The sequence below is a fragment of the Caballeronia sp. LZ008 genome, from assembly GCF_031451435.1.
Lineage (GTDB): Bacteria > Pseudomonadota > Gammaproteobacteria > Burkholderiales > Burkholderiaceae > Caballeronia > Caballeronia zhejiangensis.
Window position 1 is genome coordinate 98,089 of sequence record NZ_JARUXK010000002.1, and the last position, 19,097, is coordinate 117,185.

Annotated in this window: 16 protein-coding genes; 2 read left to right on the top strand and 14 right to left on the bottom strand. The window is 64.4% G+C overall.

Annotation, left to right across the window (positions count from 1 at the left end; genetic code table 11):
* Window positions 1-10: 10 nt before the first annotated feature.
* The 7 genes from nthA to QCE49_RS14800 form a co-directional block, all read right to left on the bottom strand.
* Window positions 11-634, bottom strand: coding sequence for a nitrile hydratase subunit alpha (nthA, locus tag QCE49_RS14770; protein WP_250437897.1), 624 nt, complete (start codon window positions 632-634; stop codon window positions 11-13).
* A gap of 31 nt (window positions 635-665) precedes the next feature.
* Window positions 666-1,409: a nitrile hydratase subunit beta gene (nthB, locus tag QCE49_RS14775; protein WP_175982133.1), complete on the bottom strand. Its 744-nt coding sequence runs from the start codon at window positions 1,407-1,409 to the stop codon at window positions 666-668.
* Window positions 1,410-1,437: 28 nt separating this feature from the next.
* The gene (locus QCE49_RS14780; RefSeq protein WP_008345611.1) at window positions 1,438-1,941 is read right to left on the bottom strand and encodes a DUF1097 domain-containing protein; all 504 of its coding nucleotides are present in this window, start codon (window positions 1,939-1,941) and stop codon (window positions 1,438-1,440) included.
* A 34-nt stretch (window positions 1,942-1,975) separates the two neighbouring features.
* Complete coding sequence (locus QCE49_RS14785) at window positions 1,976-2,944, bottom strand: GTP-binding protein (protein ID WP_008345613.1); 969 nt, start codon at window positions 2,942-2,944, stop codon at window positions 1,976-1,978.
* A 379-nt stretch (window positions 2,945-3,323) separates the two neighbouring features.
* Window positions 3,324-4,574, bottom strand: coding sequence for an acetamidase/formamidase family protein (locus QCE49_RS14790; protein WP_250442233.1), 1,251 nt, complete (start codon window positions 4,572-4,574; stop codon window positions 3,324-3,326).
* A 39-nt stretch (window positions 4,575-4,613) separates the two neighbouring features.
* Window positions 4,614-6,197, bottom strand: a complete 1,584-nt coding sequence (locus QCE49_RS14795) for an amino acid ABC transporter permease/ATP-binding protein (protein ID WP_250458404.1) — start codon at window positions 6,195-6,197, stop codon at window positions 4,614-4,616.
* An 18-nt stretch (window positions 6,198-6,215) separates the two neighbouring features.
* On the bottom strand, window positions 6,216-7,097 hold the full coding sequence (locus QCE49_RS14800) for an ABC transporter substrate-binding protein (RefSeq protein ID WP_175982137.1): 882 nt from the start codon (window positions 7,095-7,097) through the stop codon (window positions 6,216-6,218).
* 290 nt (window positions 7,098-7,387) lie between these two features.
* Here QCE49_RS14800 and QCE49_RS14805 point away from each other — a divergent pair, with 290 nt between their 5' ends.
* Window positions 7,388-9,745 carry an acetamidase/formamidase family protein gene (locus QCE49_RS14805; RefSeq protein ID WP_250458406.1) on the top strand — a complete coding sequence of 786 codons (2,358 nt, stop codon included), beginning with the start codon at window positions 7,388-7,390 and terminating at the stop codon, window positions 9,743-9,745.
* A 42-nt stretch (window positions 9,746-9,787) separates the two neighbouring features.
* Here QCE49_RS14805 and QCE49_RS14810 read toward each other — a convergent pair whose 3' ends face one another.
* Both QCE49_RS14810 and QCE49_RS14815 read right to left on the bottom strand, forming a co-directional pair.
* The gene (locus QCE49_RS14810) at window positions 9,788-11,071 is read right to left on the bottom strand and encodes a sensor domain-containing diguanylate cyclase (protein ID WP_250458408.1); all 1,284 of its coding nucleotides are present in this window, start codon (window positions 11,069-11,071) and stop codon (window positions 9,788-9,790) included.
* 204 nt (window positions 11,072-11,275) lie between these two features.
* A complete protein-coding gene (locus tag QCE49_RS14815) occupies window positions 11,276-12,169 on the bottom strand; it encodes a LysR family transcriptional regulator (protein ID WP_250458418.1) in 894 nt (297 codons plus the stop codon).
* A gap of 115 nt (window positions 12,170-12,284) precedes the next feature.
* Between QCE49_RS14815 and QCE49_RS14820 the strand changes: the two genes are divergently transcribed.
* Window positions 12,285-13,169 (top strand): SDR family oxidoreductase, encoded by an 885-nt coding sequence (locus tag QCE49_RS14820; protein ID WP_250437892.1) that lies wholly within the window; start codon window positions 12,285-12,287, stop codon window positions 13,167-13,169.
* A 22-nt stretch (window positions 13,170-13,191) separates the two neighbouring features.
* On the opposite strand, the gene QCE49_RS14825 is transcribed toward QCE49_RS14820, so the two are convergent.
* The 5 genes from QCE49_RS14825 to QCE49_RS14845 form a co-directional block, all read right to left on the bottom strand.
* Complete coding sequence (locus QCE49_RS14825; protein WP_250458426.1) at window positions 13,192-15,036, bottom strand: sigma-54-dependent Fis family transcriptional regulator; 1,845 nt, start codon at window positions 15,034-15,036, stop codon at window positions 13,192-13,194.
* A gap of 83 nt (window positions 15,037-15,119) precedes the next feature.
* Window positions 15,120-16,253 (bottom strand): branched-chain amino acid ABC transporter substrate-binding protein, encoded by a 1,134-nt coding sequence (locus QCE49_RS14830; RefSeq protein WP_250458429.1) that lies wholly within the window; start codon window positions 16,251-16,253, stop codon window positions 15,120-15,122.
* Entirely contained in the window at window positions 16,250-16,969 is a 720-nt protein-coding gene (locus tag QCE49_RS14835; protein ID WP_008345631.1) for an HAD family hydrolase, read from the bottom strand. The genes QCE49_RS14830 and QCE49_RS14835 overlap by 4 nt, the downstream gene beginning before the upstream one ends.
* Window positions 16,966-17,736, bottom strand: coding sequence for an enoyl-CoA hydratase/isomerase family protein (locus QCE49_RS14840; protein WP_033535650.1), 771 nt, complete (start codon window positions 17,734-17,736; stop codon window positions 16,966-16,968). Before QCE49_RS14840 ends, QCE49_RS14835 begins: the two co-directional genes overlap by 4 nt.
* The gene (locus QCE49_RS14845; protein WP_250458439.1) at window positions 17,733-19,082 is read right to left on the bottom strand and encodes a phenylacetate--CoA ligase family protein; all 1,350 of its coding nucleotides are present in this window, start codon (window positions 19,080-19,082) and stop codon (window positions 17,733-17,735) included. Before QCE49_RS14845 ends, QCE49_RS14840 begins: the two co-directional genes overlap by 4 nt.
* Between the last annotated feature and the right edge of the window lie 15 nt (window positions 19,083-19,097).

The following is a 19,097-nucleotide window of genomic DNA, read 5'->3' on the forward strand; positions in this document are numbered from 1 at the left end:
GGCACGCTCCTCAGGCTGCGGGCGCTTCGACGAGTGCGACGCCCATCATCGACTCGGGCGTAACGAGCGCGGCGAGTTCTTCCTCACTCAGATGCTCCGTGTTCGCGGGGCGCTCGGGCACCACGAACCAGCGAATCTGCGCGCTGCTGTCCCACACCTTCACCTCCTTCGTGGCGGGCACCTGTACGCCGAATTCCTGCAGGACGGCGCGCGGTTCGCGCACGCCGCGCGCGCGAAATACAGGGTCCTTGTACCAATACGGCGGCAGGCCGAGCACCGGCCACGGATAACACGAACACAGCGTGCAGATGATGAGGTTATGCACGTTCGCGTCGTTTGCGACCGCCGCCATATGCTCGCCTTCCGCGCCCGCCATGCCGAGCGGAAGCGAGAGTTCGGCGATCGCCTTCGGTGTGTCTTCGACGAGACGTCTCGCGTAGTCGGGATCGACCCATGCGCGCGCGACGATCTTCGCGCCGTTGAACGGGCCGGCCATCGTCTCGAAGTGCTTGAGCACGACATCGACGGAGTCGGTGGCAATCACGCCTTTTTCGATCAGCAAGGCTTCCAGCGCACGCACTTTGGCGGCGCTCGATGCTTCGCGGTCGCCGGTAAATTCGAAGAGTTGGCTCATGGGTTCGCTCGGGGTTGGCTTATGTTCGAGTTCAATCGGCGGCCTGCACGTAGGCTTCGTACAGGTCGGCGTAAATGGTCGTGTTCGGCTCGCTTTTGCCGGCGCCCCAGATCGACGCGGCGTCGAAGGCAACGCGATACACAGGCATCGGCGCGCCGATACCGTCCACGCCCGTCGAGACGAAATAGGAGAACGCGCCGGGATAGACGAGATCCACCACGCCGGTCTTGTTGCGCAAATACCCCGGCAAGCGCGTGTGGTCCACCGCTTCGGGATCGGCGATACGCACGGCATCGCCCGCTCGAAAGCGCGCCGCGCCGTCGAGCGCGTGATAGCCCGAGTCGCCGTGCTGCAAATAGGCGTCGATCTGCGCCGCGAGTTCGGCATTGGGGCGATCGGGTAAAGGCGCGTCCGGGTGCGCGCTGTAGTGGGCGGTTTTCTCAGCGAGTTCCTCCGCCGACACATACCCCTGATCGACGAAAAACTGCGCAATGCCGCCGAGCCATTTCTCGTAGTAGCGATACTTGAAGTACTCGAACGGCTGCATGTCTTCGGCGCCGGTGCGCAGCGAGGCCCAGGTCCAGTTGCTCTTGAAGGCGGTGGGCAGCGTATCGACCGGATAGCGATGCGGCGTGTCCGACAGATGCGCACTCTCCGCCATCATCACCGTATGAATGCCGAAGATGCGCTTCTCCCACGGCTCGACGAATACGCGCTTTTCAGTGCTGACCGGCCCCAGATTTTCGATGCCGCCGAGATGATGTTGCAGCTTCATGTTGTGCTCCGCTTGAATGGAAACGGTCTTATCCGAGCCGATGCTCGCGTCTGAATTGCAGGGCTTCGCCGACCACTTCCGAGACGAAGCCGAACACTGCGCCGGTAACGAGCGCGGCGGCCGCGACCAGCGCAGGATTGCCGATGCCCGCCGTGGTGATCGCCTTGCCCGTTGCGACCATCGTGCCGACCGTCGAGGCGAAGCCCCAGACGATCGCGGGCAAGACATCGAGCAATTTGATCTTCGACGCCTGAACCATCGCCGCGCTGCCGATGCCAACCAGCACGGCCACCGCGATCGCGCCGCCGCTCGTCGTCGCAATGCAGAGCAAGGTAAGCGAAGCGATGACGAGTCCCGTGAGATTCGACGCCACGCTCTTGACGAAGCCCGCGCGCCCGCCGCCGAGCACGAAGAACGACGCCCACGCGATGAACGTCACCCAAACCGGAACCGGAAAGATCGTGCCGGTGAGCCATGTATCGACGACCGCCAATACGCCGATGCTCACCGTGTATGCCTCTGGCTTTTTCATGCGTAGCTCCTTGAAGAAGAAATGAATGAAGGCTTCAGTTCATGCAACTCAGAAGGCCATCGCGCATTCGCGCGGCGTCGATGTTGCGGCCGATCATCACGAAACGGCTCTCTCGTGTTTCGTCGCGCATCCACGCACGGCCGAACGTGGTGTCGAGCAACATATGCACGCTATGGAAATGCAGGCGTCGCGGTTCGTCGTGCATGTTGAGCACGCCTTTCATGCGCAGAAGTTGTGTGCCTTGCGTTTGCACGAGCTGATTGATCCAGCGGTTGAAACGCGTCGCATCGATGCCGCCGGGCACCACGATCGCGCACGATGCAATGCTGTCGTCGTGTTCGTGATCGTGGCCGTCTTCGTCGAGCAGATTCGGCTCGATGGCGAGCAGGTTGTCGACCGAAAAGCTCCGCGTGCCGAAAAGCGCATGGGCGTCGATCCTCGAACGCTGCGCGTACTCGATGCGTGCAGTGGGATTGAGCCGGCGAATCCCGGCGACGAGCGCATCGACGGCATCGGTCGAAACGAGATCGGTCTTGTTGATGACGATGCGGTCCGCGAACACCACTTGCTCCCGCGCGATGTCGTCATGTAGCTGGGATTGCGCGTGCATTGCATCGACCACGGCGACGACCGATTCCAGTTCCACGCGCTCGCGCACGTCGGGATCGGCGAGAAAGGTCTGCAGCACCGGCGCGGGATCGGCGAGGCCCGACGTTTCGATGATGAGACGCGCGAGCCGATCGCCGAAGCGCATCAACATGTCGCGCACGCTGGCGACGAGATCGGTGCGGACCGTGCAGCAGACGCAGCCGTTGTTGATCTCGATCACGGCGCGTTCATCGGCGACGATCAACTGCCCGTCGATACCGACTTCGCCGAATTCGTTCACGACGATGCCGATCTGCATCGGCCGCGTGGATTCGAGCAGGTGATTCACGAGCGTGGTCTTGCCGGCTCCAAGGAAACCGGTAATGACAGTGGCAGGCACTTTGGCGGGTCGCATGAGGGTTATCCTTCGCGTGCGTCGATTAGGAACGCCTACCCTTTAGCGGCTTCCGTTCCGATTTCCCGCGCTTGGCCGCCATCGGGCGATACTTGGCGCGGCGTGCATGAGCGCATGTCCGTTCTGTTCCGAAGCGACACGGACGGACAAAAACGCACGTAAGGCGACGAAACACATTGGTGCGCGACGCGCATCGCCGAAGTGCAGGCGATGCCCTCTTCTCGCCCGCCGATACGAACGGACGCGACCCGGCATTCCCTTGGCGAGGGTTTCGTGAACGTTATGGATGGATGGACAGGCCGCTCGCCTCAGTCAGGCAAGCGACGCGCGCGTGCGCGCTGATTGACAGGCTATGGATCGATGTCTTGAATCGCGTCGATCAACGCTTCTTGTAGTTCTTGAACACTTCCTTGCGGATCGAACCGTGTACGCCCCAATTCGCGTCGACCACCTGCGTCACGCCGAAGTCCGCCGCTACCGACATCAGCGCAATGGCTTCGTCTTCGCTCAAGCCGTGCACCGTCATCAGAAAGCGGCGCAGCTTGCGAAAGGCATCGCGCATGGCTTTGTCGAGGCTCGCATGCTGCGCCACTTCCACTTGCGCGTTCGTCCCGAGTTCGGCCAGATAGTTGGGGAACGTGAAGCCGTACACCGACCATTGCTGATCCGTTTCGAGCAGCGGATGCGTGAGCCCTTCAAGGAGCGTGCCTTCGAGATCCGCTTTCTTGTGCAGGATGAATTCGAAGTCCCCCGTCAACGATGTTTCGATAGCGGTGCCGCCCAGTTCGCTGTCGCCCTGCGCGGCATGCGGGTCGCCCACCGAGAAAAGCGCGCCTTCGACCGCGACCGGGTAATACATGGTCGCGCCCCGGCCGATGCGCCAGTCGTCGATGTTGCCGCCCGTGTAGCTCGGCGGAATCGAACTGACATAGTCCGCTTCGGCGGGCGCGACGCCCATGGTGCCGAAATGCAGTCGCGCCGGCACGCGGATATCCGGCAAGATGTTTTCGCGCTTCGTCACGAGCCGGTGATCCACCTGCACGCCGGGATAATCGATCGTCGCGTGCACGATGCCATCCGGGTCGGTCTGCGGCGTCCACACATAGTTGTAGACCGCGCGCGCATACGGCTCGCCGGAAGTATCGAGTTCGAAGATGGTCACCACTTCGCGCGGCTTCGGCTCCTCGATCAGATCGTGATACTGAAAGCCCCACGACGCGGCCACGTTCGAGCCGAAGCACTTGCCCGCATGACACGCGCTGCAACTCGGCCGCGGCCTGACGTCGAGGATGCGAACTTCGAGCACGTCCCCGGGTTCGGCGCCTTCGATTGCCACCGGACCGGTGAGCAGATGCACGCCCACGCCTTCGCCAGCGCCGAGGCGGAACGGTCCTTCGGTCGGACCCGCGCCGCGCCGCGAAACGGCCTTGTGCTCGCGCGTCCATTCGAACACGCTCTGCGCGCCCGGATCGCCCGCGATCATGCGCTCGTGGTCGTCGTTCGCGTGATGCGTCAGCGTTTCGATGGTGGCGCGGTCGCCCGACTTCAGCGTGAGGCGCGGTTCTACCCGTTTGCTGAAGTATCCCCAATGCACGGTGGATGATGAAACGGGCAGCGTGTAATGCTTCATTGATTCGTCCTCGGCGAGTGGCTGTGTTATCGATGCGATTCAGTGCACGGTTTCGAGCGTGCTCCCCGCGCCCATCACGTTGAGAAAGCGCGCCGTCAACGGATGATGCGGCCGCGTCAAGACCTGATGCGCGGGTCCGTCCTCCACGACGCGCCCGCCGCTCAGGAACACGACGCGGTCGGCCACTTCATCGGCGAAGCGCAACTGATGCGTCGAAATGATCATCGTCAGGCCATCGTCGAGCGCGAGGCGGCGGATCACTTCGAGCACTTCGCCCACGAGTTCCGGATCGAGCGCGGAAGTCGGCTCGTCGAGCAGCAGCACGCGCGGATTCGGCGCGAGCGCACGCGCAATCGCCACGCGTTGTTGCTGGCCGCCCGACAGATGACGCGGCAACGCATCGGCGCGATGCGCGAGGCCCACGCGTTCGAGCAGGGCATCCGCGCGTCGGTTGGCATCGGCGAGCGTCGCGCCGTGCACCCAGACGAGCGGCAATGCAATGTTCTCGCGCGCCGTCAGATGGCCGAAAAGATTGAACTGCTGGAACACCATGGCGACGCCGAGACTCGCGCGCTCCTTCGCAAGCTCGCGCGGATTCATGCGCCGCCCGTCATCGCGAAAGCCCAGGCGCCGTCCGCCCACGCGTATCTCGCCTTGTTCCCACTGTTCCAGATGATTGATGCAGCGAAGCAGCGTGCTCTTGCCCGAGCCGCTCGGTCCGAGCAACGCGACGACTTCGCCCGAGCGGATGTCGAGATCGAAGCCATTGAGCACCGGCTGCTCGCCGTAGCGCTTGTGTACGCCATTGATCTGCACGGCGGTGCCGTTGCGAGACAGCGCGTCGTAGCGGCGTGCGCGGTCGCCGGGTGTGACGCGAGCCGGGACGAAGACCGGCGGCAGATCGGTCGGGCCTGCGGGCTTCGTCGGTACGGGCGTGCTCCGGCGTCGTCCCCAGAAGCCGCCGCGCGTGCTGGCGCGGTCCAGATCGAGCGCGCGTTCGATCATCAGCTGAATGGCGGCGATCGCGCCCGTCAGACACAAATACAAGAGACCCGACGCAAAGAAGATCGAAAAGAAGTCGAACGTCGACGAAGCAAGCTGCGTGCTGCGCAAGGTCAGCTCGCCCACCGAGATGACCGAAGCCAGCGAAGAGTTCTTCAACGCGCTGACGGTTTCGTTTCCGAGCGCGGGAATCATCGAGCGAAGGGCCTGCGGCGCGATGATCCGGCGCATCAGCACGGAAGGCGTCATGCCGAGCGCCTGCCCCGCGAGCGTCTGTCCGCGATCCACGCCGAGCACGCCCGAGCGGAATATCTCCGCGATGAACGGCGCTTCGTTCGCGGCGAGCGCGAGGCCCGCCGCGCCGATGGCGCTCAGCTTGATGCCGATATGCGGCAGGGCGTCGTAGGCGAACACGAGTTGCAGAATCAGCGGCGTGCCGCGAAAAATCACCGTATAGCCGCGCGCGATGGCCGCGAGCGGTCCGATTCGGCTCAGTTGCATGGCGGCAAGGACGAGTCCCAGCACGAGCCCGCCCGCGAGTCCGAGCAAGGTGACGGTGATCGTGAAGCGGATGCCGTCGAGCAGATAAGGCAGGCCGAGATAGTGAAGGAACAGGTCCATATGCCGATGCTTCCGCGCTTACTTGGCAACGACGAGTTGCGGCGTCGCGAGATTCTCGACGCCGAGGCCCCACTTCTTCAGCAGTTCGGACTGCGCGCCGCTCTTCTGAATGGCGACGAGCGCGGCCATCACGGCATCGCGGAAATCGGGCTTGTCCTTCGGCACGCCGATGCCCACGAAGTACGGCAAGGTCACGGCGGTCGCTTTCTCCAGCTTGTCCGGATACGCCTTCACCGCCTGGTCGACCGTGTTCACGTCGTTGATGTACGTATCCGCGCGGCCCGCGAGAATGGCCTGGATGCAGTTGGCGTTGTTGTCGTAGAGCTGCACGGTGGCTTCGGGCTTGCCGGCCGCCTTGCATTGCGGCGCCAGTGCCTGAATCAGCGGCACTTCCACATAGCCCGTGTTTTCGGCGGCTGTCGTGCCGCACATCGACGTGTTGATGCCGGTGATCTTCTTCGGATTGCCCTTGGCGACGAGTACGCCGTCGAACACCTTCGAGTACGTGATGAAGTCGGCGGCCTTGGCGCGCTCCTCGGTCGCGTAGATATCGGAGATGACGATATCGGCCTGACCGCTCTGCAAGGTCGTGAGCAGCGCGGCGAAGGTCACGGGCTTGTAGGCCATCGTGAAGCCGAGGCATTGCGCGATCAACTCGCCCAGATCGATATCGAAGCCGATGTACTTGCTCGGATCGTTCGGGTCGAGCGCTTCATAGCCCGGCGTATGCGGATTGATCGCATTGGTGAGTGTCTTGCCCTTGAACTGCGGGTACTTCGCCTGCAACGCGCTGCATTCGGCGGGCGCGGCGGCGTGCGCCTGTCCCGCGAAGGCGAACAACACCGCGCACAGCGCGCCAAGTCCTGCGCGAGATAAACGGCCCACGAGATTCCTTTGCATCGATACGCTCCTGACGGCTGATGACGATTGACTTGCGATGCCCAGAGCGTAGGCGACCGAAATCCCGCGAACTTGACTGGCTGCGCACAACTGCTGGTATTGGCGTGCACGCTCGTCCAAGAACGCATGAGGCCGCGCGTCGGGTGATGCGCGCAAGTGCAGACGTGCGCCGCGATGGCGCATGTATGCACTGTCTTCGATACGCGATGCACCCGCCGCCGTCAGCATCGCGATGGCGCGAAGGTTGCTTTTGAAAAGCGCTTGCTGCTTCGCCTATCGTGGAGTTTTCGTTGAATCTGTCGCGCTTCACTACCGAGTCGTATCCCGAGTTCGAGCGCCGGCATGAATGGAACGCGGCGCTCGCACGTCTCGGATGGCGCGGCAAGATCGAAGGCGGCGAACGCGGTTTGCACGGCACGCTGACATCGCGCGTATCGGCGGGCGGGATCGAGTTCACGACCATCGCCTCGGCCGCGCAGACGCTGCAGATGAGCGCGGATCACGCGGACAGTCTCATGCTCGTGCTGCTGATCGATGGCGACGCCACGCTCGTCGCCGATGGTCTGCGCGAGCGCGTGAGCCCGCATGACATCGTCTATGCCGCGCCGGGCCAGAGCGCGTCGCTGGTTTTCGCGGGACGCTTTCGCGCGTTCATCGTGCGGGCGCCCAGGAGCGCCATCAACGCGCGTCTCATTTCGCCGCTCTCGCTGCGCGTGGCCTTGTTGCCGGGCGCGACGGGCATCGGCCACATCTTCTCGGGCTTTCTGCGTTCGGTCGTGGAAAGCCTCGAAACGCTGAGCGCGGAGGAGTTGCGTCCCACCGAACTCGCGCTCGCCGAAATGCTCGTGGCCTGTCTCGCCGGACAGGAACGCAAAGGTTCGTTCAACGGGCTGACGCCGCCGCAGTCGGCGTTGTTCGCGCGACTGTGCCGCTTCATCGAAACGCATCTCGCCGATTCGACCCTGAGCGTGGCCTCGCTCGCCAAAGACGAACGCGTGTCGCCGCGTTACGTGCAGAAGCTGTTCGAACTCGCCGGACAGAGTTTCTCGACGTATGTGCGCTCGCGCCGCCTCGAACGCTGCCGCGCGGAACTGGCCGATCCGCTCTCGGAGAAAGTCTCCATATCCGACATCTGCTTTCGCTGGGGCTTCAACGATCCGGCGCACTTCAGCCGCGTATTCCGCGAGCGTTATGGCGCATCGCCGCGCACGTTCCGGCACGAAGCGAACCTGGAACTCGCGCGCCATCTCGTGCATTCGCTATCGCGCGGGCTGCCGGTGAACGCCGCGAGTCTGATCGCGCAGGCGCGCAGCGAAGAGACGGGCGACACGCTCGTCGCCGTGCGCGACGAAAGCGATGCCGTGCAAGCGCGGCCTGCGCGGACGGGCGGCAGGCCGCGGCATCATTTGCTGCGCGCAACGGCGAACACGGTGCACTGGGGCTATTTCAGCCACGATCTCAAGCCCGTGCTCGAAGTCGCGAGCGGCGATACGGTGACGGTCGAAACGCTCACGCAGCATGCGTCGGATGACTGGGACCGCATGATCGCGGGCGATCCCGGCGCGGAGAGCGTGTTCCACTGGACAGCCGAACGCAAGAACGTGGACCGTCGCGGCGCGGGCCCGATGAACGCCTCCATCTATGGACGCGGCGCGGGCGAAGGCTTCGGCGTGCATATCTGCACCGGGCCGATTGCGGTGACAGGCGCGGAACCGGGCGATGTCCTGGAAGTGCGCATCGTCGATATTCATCCTCGCCGCTGCCGGAACCCGAAGTTCCACGGCCGCGCGTTCGGCAGCAACGTCGCGGCGTGGTGGGGCTTTCATTATCGCGAACTGCTCACCGAACCGAAGCCGCGCGAAGTCGTGACCATCTACGAGATCCACACGGACGAAGCGCGCGACGACAGCGCCTATGCGCGCGCCGTCTACAACTACCGCTGGACGCCGCAGCGCGATCCTTTCGGCGTGCTGCATCCGATCATCGATTATCCGGGCGTGCCGGTGGATCACGCGAGCGTCGTCGAGAATCACGACGTGCTGAAGAACGTGACCATTCCCGTGCGACCGCACTTCGGCGTGATCGGCGTGGCGCCGCAGCAGAACGGTCTGATCGATTCGATTCCGCCTTCGGCCTTCGGCGGCAATCTCGACAACTGGCGCGTCGGTCCCGGTGCGAGCGTGTTTCTGCCGGTCGGCGTGGCCGGGGCGCTCTTGTCGATCGGCGACCCGCACGCGTCGCAAGGCGATTCCGAGTTGTGCGGCACGGCCATCGAATGCTCGCTCACCGGCGACTTCGAACTGATCCTGCACAAGAAGCACACGCTTGCCTCGCAGTCGTTCGCGGACCTCACGTATCCGCTCGTCGAAACCGCCGATGAATGGGTGCTGCACGGCTTCAGCCATCCCGACTATCTGGCCGAGTTCGGCACCAGCGCGCAAAGCGAGGTCTATCAGAAGTCCACGCTGGATCAGGCCATGCGCGATGCCTTCATCAAGACGCGGCGGTTTCTGATGTCCACCAAGGGACTCACCGAAGACGAAGCCATCTCGCTGATGTCGGTGGCGGTGGACTTCGGCGTCACGCAAGTCGTCGATGGCAACTGGGGCGTGCACGCGATCATCCGCAAGGCGTTGTTCACGGATTGAGCGCGGTCCCGCGCTTCGTGCAGGCCGGGCTTCTGCCCGCGTTCATCTGACCTCTACACGGTTACGCCCCGCCGCCTTCGCGTGATACAACGCCCGGTCCGCGCGGCGCATGAGCGCATCCACGTCGCGCTCGCCGGGCTCGCGTGTCACCACGCCGATGCTCACGGTGAAAGGAATCGCCTTGACGCGCCAGACATGCTCGACATCCTGCCGCTCCAGACGCTGGCGCAAGGCGTCCGCGATCCGCGGCGCGGCACTCGCGTCCGCGCCCGGCAGCGCCGCGACGAACTCCTCGCCGCCCCAGCGCGCGAACAGCATGGATTCGAGCGGGATCGACTTTCCGACATTCGCGAGCACGCGCAGCACTTCATCGCCGATATCGTGGCCGTAGTTATCGTTGATCGCCTTGAAGAAATCGATGTCGAGAATGAAGACGGACAGGATCTCGTCGGTCGCGAGCAGCTTTTCGACGAAGTCGATGAACTCGCGTCGGTTCGGCAGACCGGTGAGCGCATCGGTGACGGCCTGTTGCTTCAGCAGTTCCATGAGCCGCGCGCGCTCGGTGATGTCGCGAATGACCGCGGTGAACTCGACCACGCCGCCCACGTCGATCTTGGAGATGGCGATTTCCACCGGAATGATGGTGCCGTCGCGATGCCGCCCGAAAACGCTGTTGCTTTCGTCCATGCGCGGCGCGGTCATCGCGCGCAGGTTCGTCATCGGCGAATTCGCGAACTGCCGCACGTTGTCCGCGTGATGCGCACGCGCGCGCTCCGGCAGCAACATCTCGATGCGCCTCCCGAGCGCTTCTGCCGATGTGTAGCCGAACAGATTTTCGGCGGCCCGATTGAACAGCGTGATCTCGTGCCGCTCGTCGATGCTCACGATCGCGTCGTACGCCGAGTCCACGACCGCGCGAAAGCGCGACGCGTCGAATTCGACTTCGCGCGTGAGCGGCTTCTTCGGCGTATCGTCGATGCACGAAATCATGACTTCGTGCACGGCTTCGAGCGCGCCCGGCCCCCTGAGCGGTTCGAGCGTGAGACGCCACGAACGCGCGCCGTCGATGAATCGATGCGTGTGCGTCTGGCCGTCGAAGCACGCCTTCAACTTTTCGATGAGGATCGGATGCGCCTCGGCCGGCATCATGGCATCGACCGCGAGGGGAAGCGCGGGCGTGTCCGCTCGCGAGGCGTCCGTCATGCGCATGAACGCGTCGTTGCAGGTCCTGACGATCAGACCGCCGCGCGCATTGCGGCCCACGATAGCCACGCCGATCGTTGCGCCTTCCGTAATCTCCCGCGATGTGTTGGGCAACCCCGACATACTCCTATCCTGCCGCGCCGTCGTCCGGCACCGATAATCATCCACTTGCGTCGCTGACGCCACCATGCGTTTGTTATCGGCAGCGTGGGCAAAGGCTTGAGGGCGAAGCGTCCGAGCGCGATTCACCGCAGCGCAGCTTGTTGCGGCCGGCTCGAAGACGAACGCAACGGCGAGACCCTCGTATCAGCGCATCGTCTGACGCTCCTACCCGTCGATTAACGCCGCCAATTCCTCCGGAGCGCCGGAGGGAAACGATGCTTTGAGGTGGTTCAGGAAAGCGGACACGCGCGCGCTCAGAAAGCGCCTTGAAGGGTAAAGCGCCCACAGCGCGATGTCGGACCCGTCCAGCTCGCCCCACTGTGAAAGTCGACCGGCGGCGATATCGCGGCTGACGAGCGACAGCGGCAGGCACGCGATCCCAACGCCAAGCCGGACCGTGTCGCGCACCATGACGAGCGATGACAGTCTGGCGAATGGCTCGACGAATATGCGCTTTCTCCCCTCGGCGCCGGTGACATCCCAGAACGACGTTTGATCGGCCGCTCCACGGATGACTGCCGGCACGCGCGCTTTTCCCTCGGGCGGCTCCAGTCCGGGCTTCGCCACGACGACGAGCCGGTCGTGCAGGATGATCCGTCCAACCAGATTCTCGTCGGGAGCCGGGTTGACCCGTATAACCAGGTCATAACCTTCTTCGATCATGTCGACCGGGCGATCTTCCGTCGTGACTTCCAATCGAACCTCCGGCCACTTCAGCGCGAACGAGGCGACCAGTTTTCCCATGGCGATTTGCGAGAAAAGCGCGGGTGCGCTGATTCGCAAGCGGCCGCGAGGCTGCTCGCTGCTCGATGCTATCGCTGCGGCACTGGCGTTGAGCTCGGCGAGAAGCGCACCGGTGCGCTCATAGAGCGCCAGTCCTTCCTGCGTGAGCTTTACGCCTCGCGGTCCCCGTTCGAGAAGCCGGATTTGAAGGTCGCTTTCGAGTTCGCTCACCCTTCGCGAAAGCGTCGCCTTCGGACGACCCGCGGCGCGAGCCGCCTCGCCGAAGCTTCCGTAACGAGCGACGAGGTTGAAATCAGCAAGAGCAAGAAGATCCATTCGCGCTATTCCAGCGTTCCATTGGTGAGACACGTCGTCTCTTTATAGCATCTTCCGGACCAAATTTGGATCACGTACCTTTGAGCCATCCCAACCACGCTCAAGGAGCAACACCATGACTATTCTCGTTACCGGCGCCACCGGCCGTGTCGGCCGCCAGGTCGTCGACCAGCTCGTGCGTCGCAATGCCGACGTGCGCGTACTCGTGCGCGATCCGTCGAAGGCCGACTTTCCCAGCGCCGTGAGTGTCGTGCAGGGCGAAATGCTCGACATCGACTCACTTCGCCGCGCGTTCGCCGGCGTGCGCACATTGTTCTTGCTCAACGCGGTCTCGGGCGATGAATTCACGCAGGCGCTGATCGCGCTGAATATCGCCCGCGAGTCCGGCGTCGAACGCGTCGTGTATCTGTCGGTGATGCACGCAGAGCGCTTCGTCAATGTGCCGCATTTCGCCGTCAAGTCCGGTGCGGAGCATATGATCGAGGCGATGGGCTTCAGCGCCACTATCCTGCGGCCCGCGTACTTCATGGACAACGAACTGATGATCAAGGACGTGGTCATCGAGCACGGCGTCTACCCGATGCCTATCGGAACGAAGGGCGTCGCAATGGTGAACACCCGCGACATTGCGGAGGTCGCGGCCCTCGAACTGATCCGTCGGGACGAGGCGGCCGCTCACCTTCCACTGGAGGTCATCAACCTTGTCGGGCCTGACACGCTGACCGGCCCCCAACTCGCCGCCATCTGGACCGACGTGCTCGGTCGTCCCGTTGGCTACGGTGGCGACGACCCGACTGGCTTCGAGCAGAATCTGGCGAGCTTCATGCCAAAGTGGATGGCGTACGAGATGCGCCTGATGGCCGAGCGTTACGTCAGCGACGGGATGGTGCCCGAACTCGGCGATGCCGAGCGCCTTGTCGGCATTTTGGGCCGTCCCCTGCACGCCTATCGCGACTTCGCCGCCGATCTGGCAGAGGGGCAATCGCAGCGCACCATTTGATTGCCGTGAAAAGCCCGCTCGCTCAGTCCAGTTGACGAATCGACCGTTCGACGCGAATGCCGTGCCGCTTCATCTTTGCGTAGAGCGCGGGCTTCGACACTTGCAGGAGCTTCGCGCAATGCGTCACATTGAGGTGGCACGCCTTCAACGCACTTTCGATGGCGAGGCGCTCCGCCTCCTTCAGCGACACCGGCTCGCCATGATGCTCGGCCGACCCATCGCGCGCCGGCGGAACCGATGCGCCGCCCAAAAACGCCGATACATCCGCGACAGGCTCGCCTTCGTTGAAGTTGACGATCTTCTCGACGAGATTCTCGATTTCGCGCACATTGCCCGGCCAGTCATGCGCTTCTAGTTGCCGCAGTGCCCGCTCCGCGATTTCGGGCCTCGGCTTGTGCATGCGCGCGCAATATCGATCGAGGAAGAACCCGGCCATCGCGCGAATGTCCTCGCGACGCTCGCGCAGCGGCGCGATCATAATCTCGATGACATTGCAGCGATAGTACAGATCCTCGCGAAACGTCTTCGCGAGCACCATCGAAGCGAGATCGCGATTGCTCGCGCAGATGATGCGCACGTCGACGGGAATGCCGCGCGTATCGCCGATGCGCGTGACTTCACGCTCCTGCAGCACGCGCAAGAGTTTCGCCTGCACGTCGATGGGCAACTCCGAGATTTCGTCGAGGAACACCGTGCCGCCGTCTGCCGATTCGAACTTGCCCGGACGGCCTTCCCGCGCCGCCCCGGTAAAGCTGCCGGGCGCGTGGCCGAAGAGCTCGCTTTCGATCAGCGCATGGGGAAGCGCCGCGCAATTGATCGCGATGAACGGCAGCGCGGCGCGCGCGCTCGCATTGTGGATCGCCTGCGCGAACACTTCCTTGCCGACGCCGCTTTCGCCGGACAACAACACGTTCGACGCGCCGCGCGCCGCCTTCTTCGCTGCATCGACCGCGCGCTTGAGGCCCGCGTTGGAGCCGATCACGTTGTCGAAGGTAAAGCGCGCGTGATTGCCCGCGTAGCGCCCCGCCATCTTGCGCACGCGCCGCATCTCGCGAAACGTGTTCACCACCGACACGACTTCGCCGCAACGATTCTTGATCGGGATGGCGGTATCGAGCAGGTGCAAGTGGCGCGCGGGCGAATCGATGATGAGCTCGCGATCGACGTAACCCACACCTGTCCGATAGATCGGCCCGACGATCGGCTCGAAATCGATCACTTCGTTCAGCGTCTTGCCGATGCTCGTCCGCGGATCGATGCCCAGAATGCGTCCCGCGACCGAATTGACGTGGCGCAACACTTGGCCCTGTCCGATGACCATCAGCCCATCGCCGATATGATCGATGATCGCGCGCTGTTCCTCGACGAGCGTGTCGTAGGCGGCCAGGTCGAACGCGCTTTGCAGCAGCACGTCGAGCGTCGCGCCGAGCAGCGTGATCCAGGGCGCGGGGGTCGCTTCATTCGCCGCTTCATTCGCCGCTTCATCCGCCGCTTCATTCGCCGCCTTCCGCCAGCGCAACGCGACGAGAAAAACCCGGCGGCCATGCGCATCGACACGCAGCGCGAACGCCTGCGCGATCGATGCATCGGCGTCCTGCAGCGCCAGCGTCACGCAGCGGCCGTCCGATGACACCGTGGCGGCTTCGGCGAGCGCGGCGAGCCCCGCCGAAGGACAGCGCGCGAGGAAGGCATCGAGCGCGGCATCGCCAATGTGCGCGAGCGGTTCGAGCACATGGCCACTGCGATCGAGCGTGAAGATGCACGCGCCGGCCTCGCGCGCGGCCAGGCGGCGCGCATCGCGCCATCTGGGCGACGCGAGCGCGCTCTCGAGTGTGGCGATGCTGGGATCGAGCGCGACGGTGGCCATATCTACCTGCGATGCGGTGGGTCAACGGCTTCGAATGTAACAGGACAAAATCCCGCCGCCCCGCGCATCGCGGCATCGCGCGCTCAGTCCTTCTGTGCGATCGCCGTGAGCGCCCCGCTGTTCAGCCGGTACACCGTGACAGGCGCATCGATCCAGTCGCCGTTGGAATCGAACTTGACGGGGCCCAGAATGCTGTCGAACGACTGATCGCGCAGCGCCTTCACGAATACCTCCGGTTTCGCCGATCCCGCCTTGCGCATCGCATCCGCGACGACGAGCGTCGCCGCATAGAACGCGGGCGCGTAGGTATCGACATCGGCGCTGAACGCATTCCTGAACTTCGCGCGGAAGGTCTTGCCCTCGGGCAGCGTGTCGAGCGGCGCGCCGCCTTGCGCGCAGAACATGCGCTTGTCCGCGACGCCCGCCGAGAGCTTGTCGAATTCGGGCGAACAGATGCCGTCGCCGCCGACGAGCGTCGCGCTCAGGCCGAGCTCGGTCATTTGCCGCGCGAGCGTCGCGGCCTGCGCGTAATAGCCGCCGTAGAACACGACCTGCGGATTGCGCGATTTGATCTGCGTGAGAATGGCCTTGAAGTCGGTCGCCTTGTCGGTGCTGTACTCGCGCGCGACGATCTGCAAGCCTTCCTTCTGCGCTGTCTTGATGAACACGTCCGCGACGCCCGTGCCGTAGGCGGTGCGGTCGTCGATGACGGCGGCGCGTTGCGCGCCCAGCACCTTCGACGCATAGACCGCCATGCGCCCGCCCATCACGTTGTCGTTGGTGGCGAGGCGGAACACGTACGGATAGCCGAGATGCGTGAGATCCGGGTTCGACGAGGCGCCCGTCATCATCACGACTTTGGCGTCGTTGTAAATGCGCGCCGCCGGAATGCTCACGCCCGAGTTGTAATGGCCGATGACCGCCGACACGCCATCGTCGACGAGCTTCTGAGCGACGTTCACGCCGACCTTCGGATCGCCCTGATCGTCCATCGAAATCAGCTCGAATCTCACCGGCTTGCCGGCGATCGCGAAGCCCTTCGCGTTCAATTCGTCGATGGCGAGCCGCACGCCCCGCTCGTCGTCCTTGCCGCTCGACGCCGCACTGCCGGTCAGCGGGCCGGCCACGCCGATCTTCACGACTTCCTGCGCATGCGCCGCGCCGCATAGCATCGCCGCGCATGCAATGAACGTGATTGCCGTCTTCATCGGTTTCATCGTGATTCTCCCGTCGCAGTGAGTGTCAGATTCTCAAGAAGGTCCCGTACCGGCGACAAGGTGTCGAACTCGAAATCCGGGCGCGGCTGCCACGCGCCCAGCGTGTCCGCGCCGCGATTGATCCATGCGACCGCCATGCCGAGCGGCTTCGCGCCGTCGATGTCGGCCCAGCTCGCGAGCGAGCAGTGCAACACGTCATGCGCCGGCAGCGCGAGGCGGTCGAGCGCCAGCCTGAAGATCGCCTCGGACGGCTTGTACGCCTGCGCCATCTCGGCCGTCGTCACATGCTCGAAGTAGCGGGTGAGCTGCGTGCGCCGCCACAGGTCGCTGTCCATGTTGGTGATCGGCATCAGCGGATAGCGCGACGCCGCCCAGTCGAGAAACGGCTCGGCGTCCTCATGCGCGGGCGACGCCTCGACGAGATGCGCGAGAAACAGGTCGGTCAGCTCGTCCAGCGCGTGGCCCTTGCGCGCGCCGGGCCAGCGCGCATCGAGCACGGCGGCGAGCGCCTCGCCCGCCACGTCGCGGTAACGCGCATACGCCTGCCCGCGATACAGCCGCACATTGCGAATATCCCAGTCGAGATAGATGTCGAACATCGCGTCGCCGGTCTCGATCGACAGACGCCGCAACACTTCCGCGATGCCGAGCGTGCCGCCGCGATCCACATCGACGAGCGTGCCGAAGTAATCGAACGTCAGGGCTTTGGGGTTCATTGCGCGCGCTCCTTTCTCGTGGCGAACTGCTTGACGCGTTCGGCGGCGTCGGGATCGGCGAAGGCGTCGATCGTCGCGTCGAACTCGAGTTCGAGACTCCGTGCGAGCGATTCGCTCAATTGCGTGGTGACGAGGCGCTTCAGCCGCGCGATGGATCCCGGCGATTGCTCCGCGATGCGCGAGGCCAGCGCGATCGACGTATCGAGCATGGCGTCGCGTGGCACGACGCGATTGACGAGTCCCATCGACATCAGCGATTGCGCGCTTTGCCGCTCGCCGAGCAGCCACAATTCCATTGCGCGTTGATGGCCGAGCGCCTGCGGCAGCAAATGCGTGACGCCGCCCGTGACGAACTGGCCCCACGCCATCTCCGGAAAGAACGCGACGAGATCGTCGGACGCCACGACCATGTCGCAATTGAGCATCCATTCGAAGCCGCCGCCGACGGCAAAGCCATGCACCGCGCCGACGACGGGCTTCGCGTTGAACATGAGATCGCGCGTGATGCGCTGAATGCGCTCGATATGCAGACGAATGCTTGCGTCAGTCGCGCTCTGCTCGCCGAACTCCTTGAGATCGTCGCCCGCGCAGAACGCGCGGCCCGCGCCCGTCAGCACGATGACGCGGCACGAGGCGTCGTCGTTCGCTTCTTGCAGCGCCTCGTGCAGATCGTCGAGCAGCGCGCCGCCGATCGCGTTCATGCGCTCCGGGCGGTCGAGCGTCACCACCCGAAGCGGTCCTTCCGTGCGTGTCCTGACGTAGCTCATGCGGGCTCCCTGTCGATCCAGCGTGTCTTGCCTTCGGTGCGCGGAAAGTGCTCGAACGGGACGATGGTCACAGCCGCGCTCGCGCCGATGCGTTCGCGCACGGCCGCCTCGATGCGCGCGGCGGCATCGTTCCAGCGTGCGACGGGCAAGCCGTTCGCGGCCTCGACCGTCATCGCGATGCGGTCGTATGGCCCCGGCCCTTTGAGCACGATGCGAAACATGCCCGACGCCCATTGCGGCAACGCCTCGACCGCGAGCCGCACCGCGCCCGGGAACACGTTGACGCCACGCACGTTGAACATGTCGTCGGTGCGGCCCGTCACGCGAAAGCGCCAGGCGCTGCGGCCATCGGGGCCGGCGTCGGTGGCCGTCACCGTGACGACGTCGCGCGTGCGATAACGCACGAGCGGCTGGCACTGCTTGCGCAGATGCGTGCAGACGAGTTCGCCCGTCGTGCCGGCTTGGATCGGCAGACGCGCGAGCGTGTGCGGATCGATGATCTCGGCGAACACCACGTCCGCCGCGTGATACAGCAGATCGGTCGTCCAGTCCGTTTGCCCGCCGAGAATGCTCAGCACTTCCGAGAGGCCGAAGTTCGCATTGCGCACCGCGAAGCCCCACTTCTCCTCCATCGCGGCGCGCAACTCCGGATTGTCGAGACCGGCCTCGCCGCCGAAAAGCCCGAGCTTCAGCCCGAGATCGCGCGGCGCGGGGCCGCCGGTCTCGCGCAGCACCTGCTCGATCAGCGCCGGATAAGACGGCGTGCACGAAATCGCGTCGATGCCGAGATTCAGGATCGAATCGATCAGAAGCCGCGTGTTGCCGACGCCGAACGGCACGACGGTCGCGCCGGCGGCTTCGAGAATCGTGTGATCGGTGAAGCCGCCCGTCCACATGCAGTAGTTGAGGCAGTGCACGACGCGATGCTCCGGGCGCAGTCCCGCCGCCCACATCGAGCGCGCGCCGACGCGGGCGATATCCGCGGCATCGCGCGCGCTGTTGGCGAGGATCAGCGGCCGTCCCGTCGTCCCCGACGTACGATGCAGCCGCGCGATGCCGCTCTCCGTGCACGCGACGTAATCGCCATACGGCGACGCGTTCTCCTGGCTTACGCGCAAGTCGTCCTTCTCGGTGAAGGGCATCTCCTGGAGCGTGTCGAGCGTGATGTCGTCGCGGCCGGCCCAGCGCTCGAGCTTCGTGCGATAGAACGCGGACATCGCGCGCAGATACGGCCAGTGAGACGCCCATAACGCATCCTGATGACGCCGCACTTCGTCGAGCGGGAGCGTCTCGAACGCTTCGTCGAAGTAGACGCCGTGCGCCGGCGAGTGAACTGCTACGTTCATGTGTGGTCCTCTGTC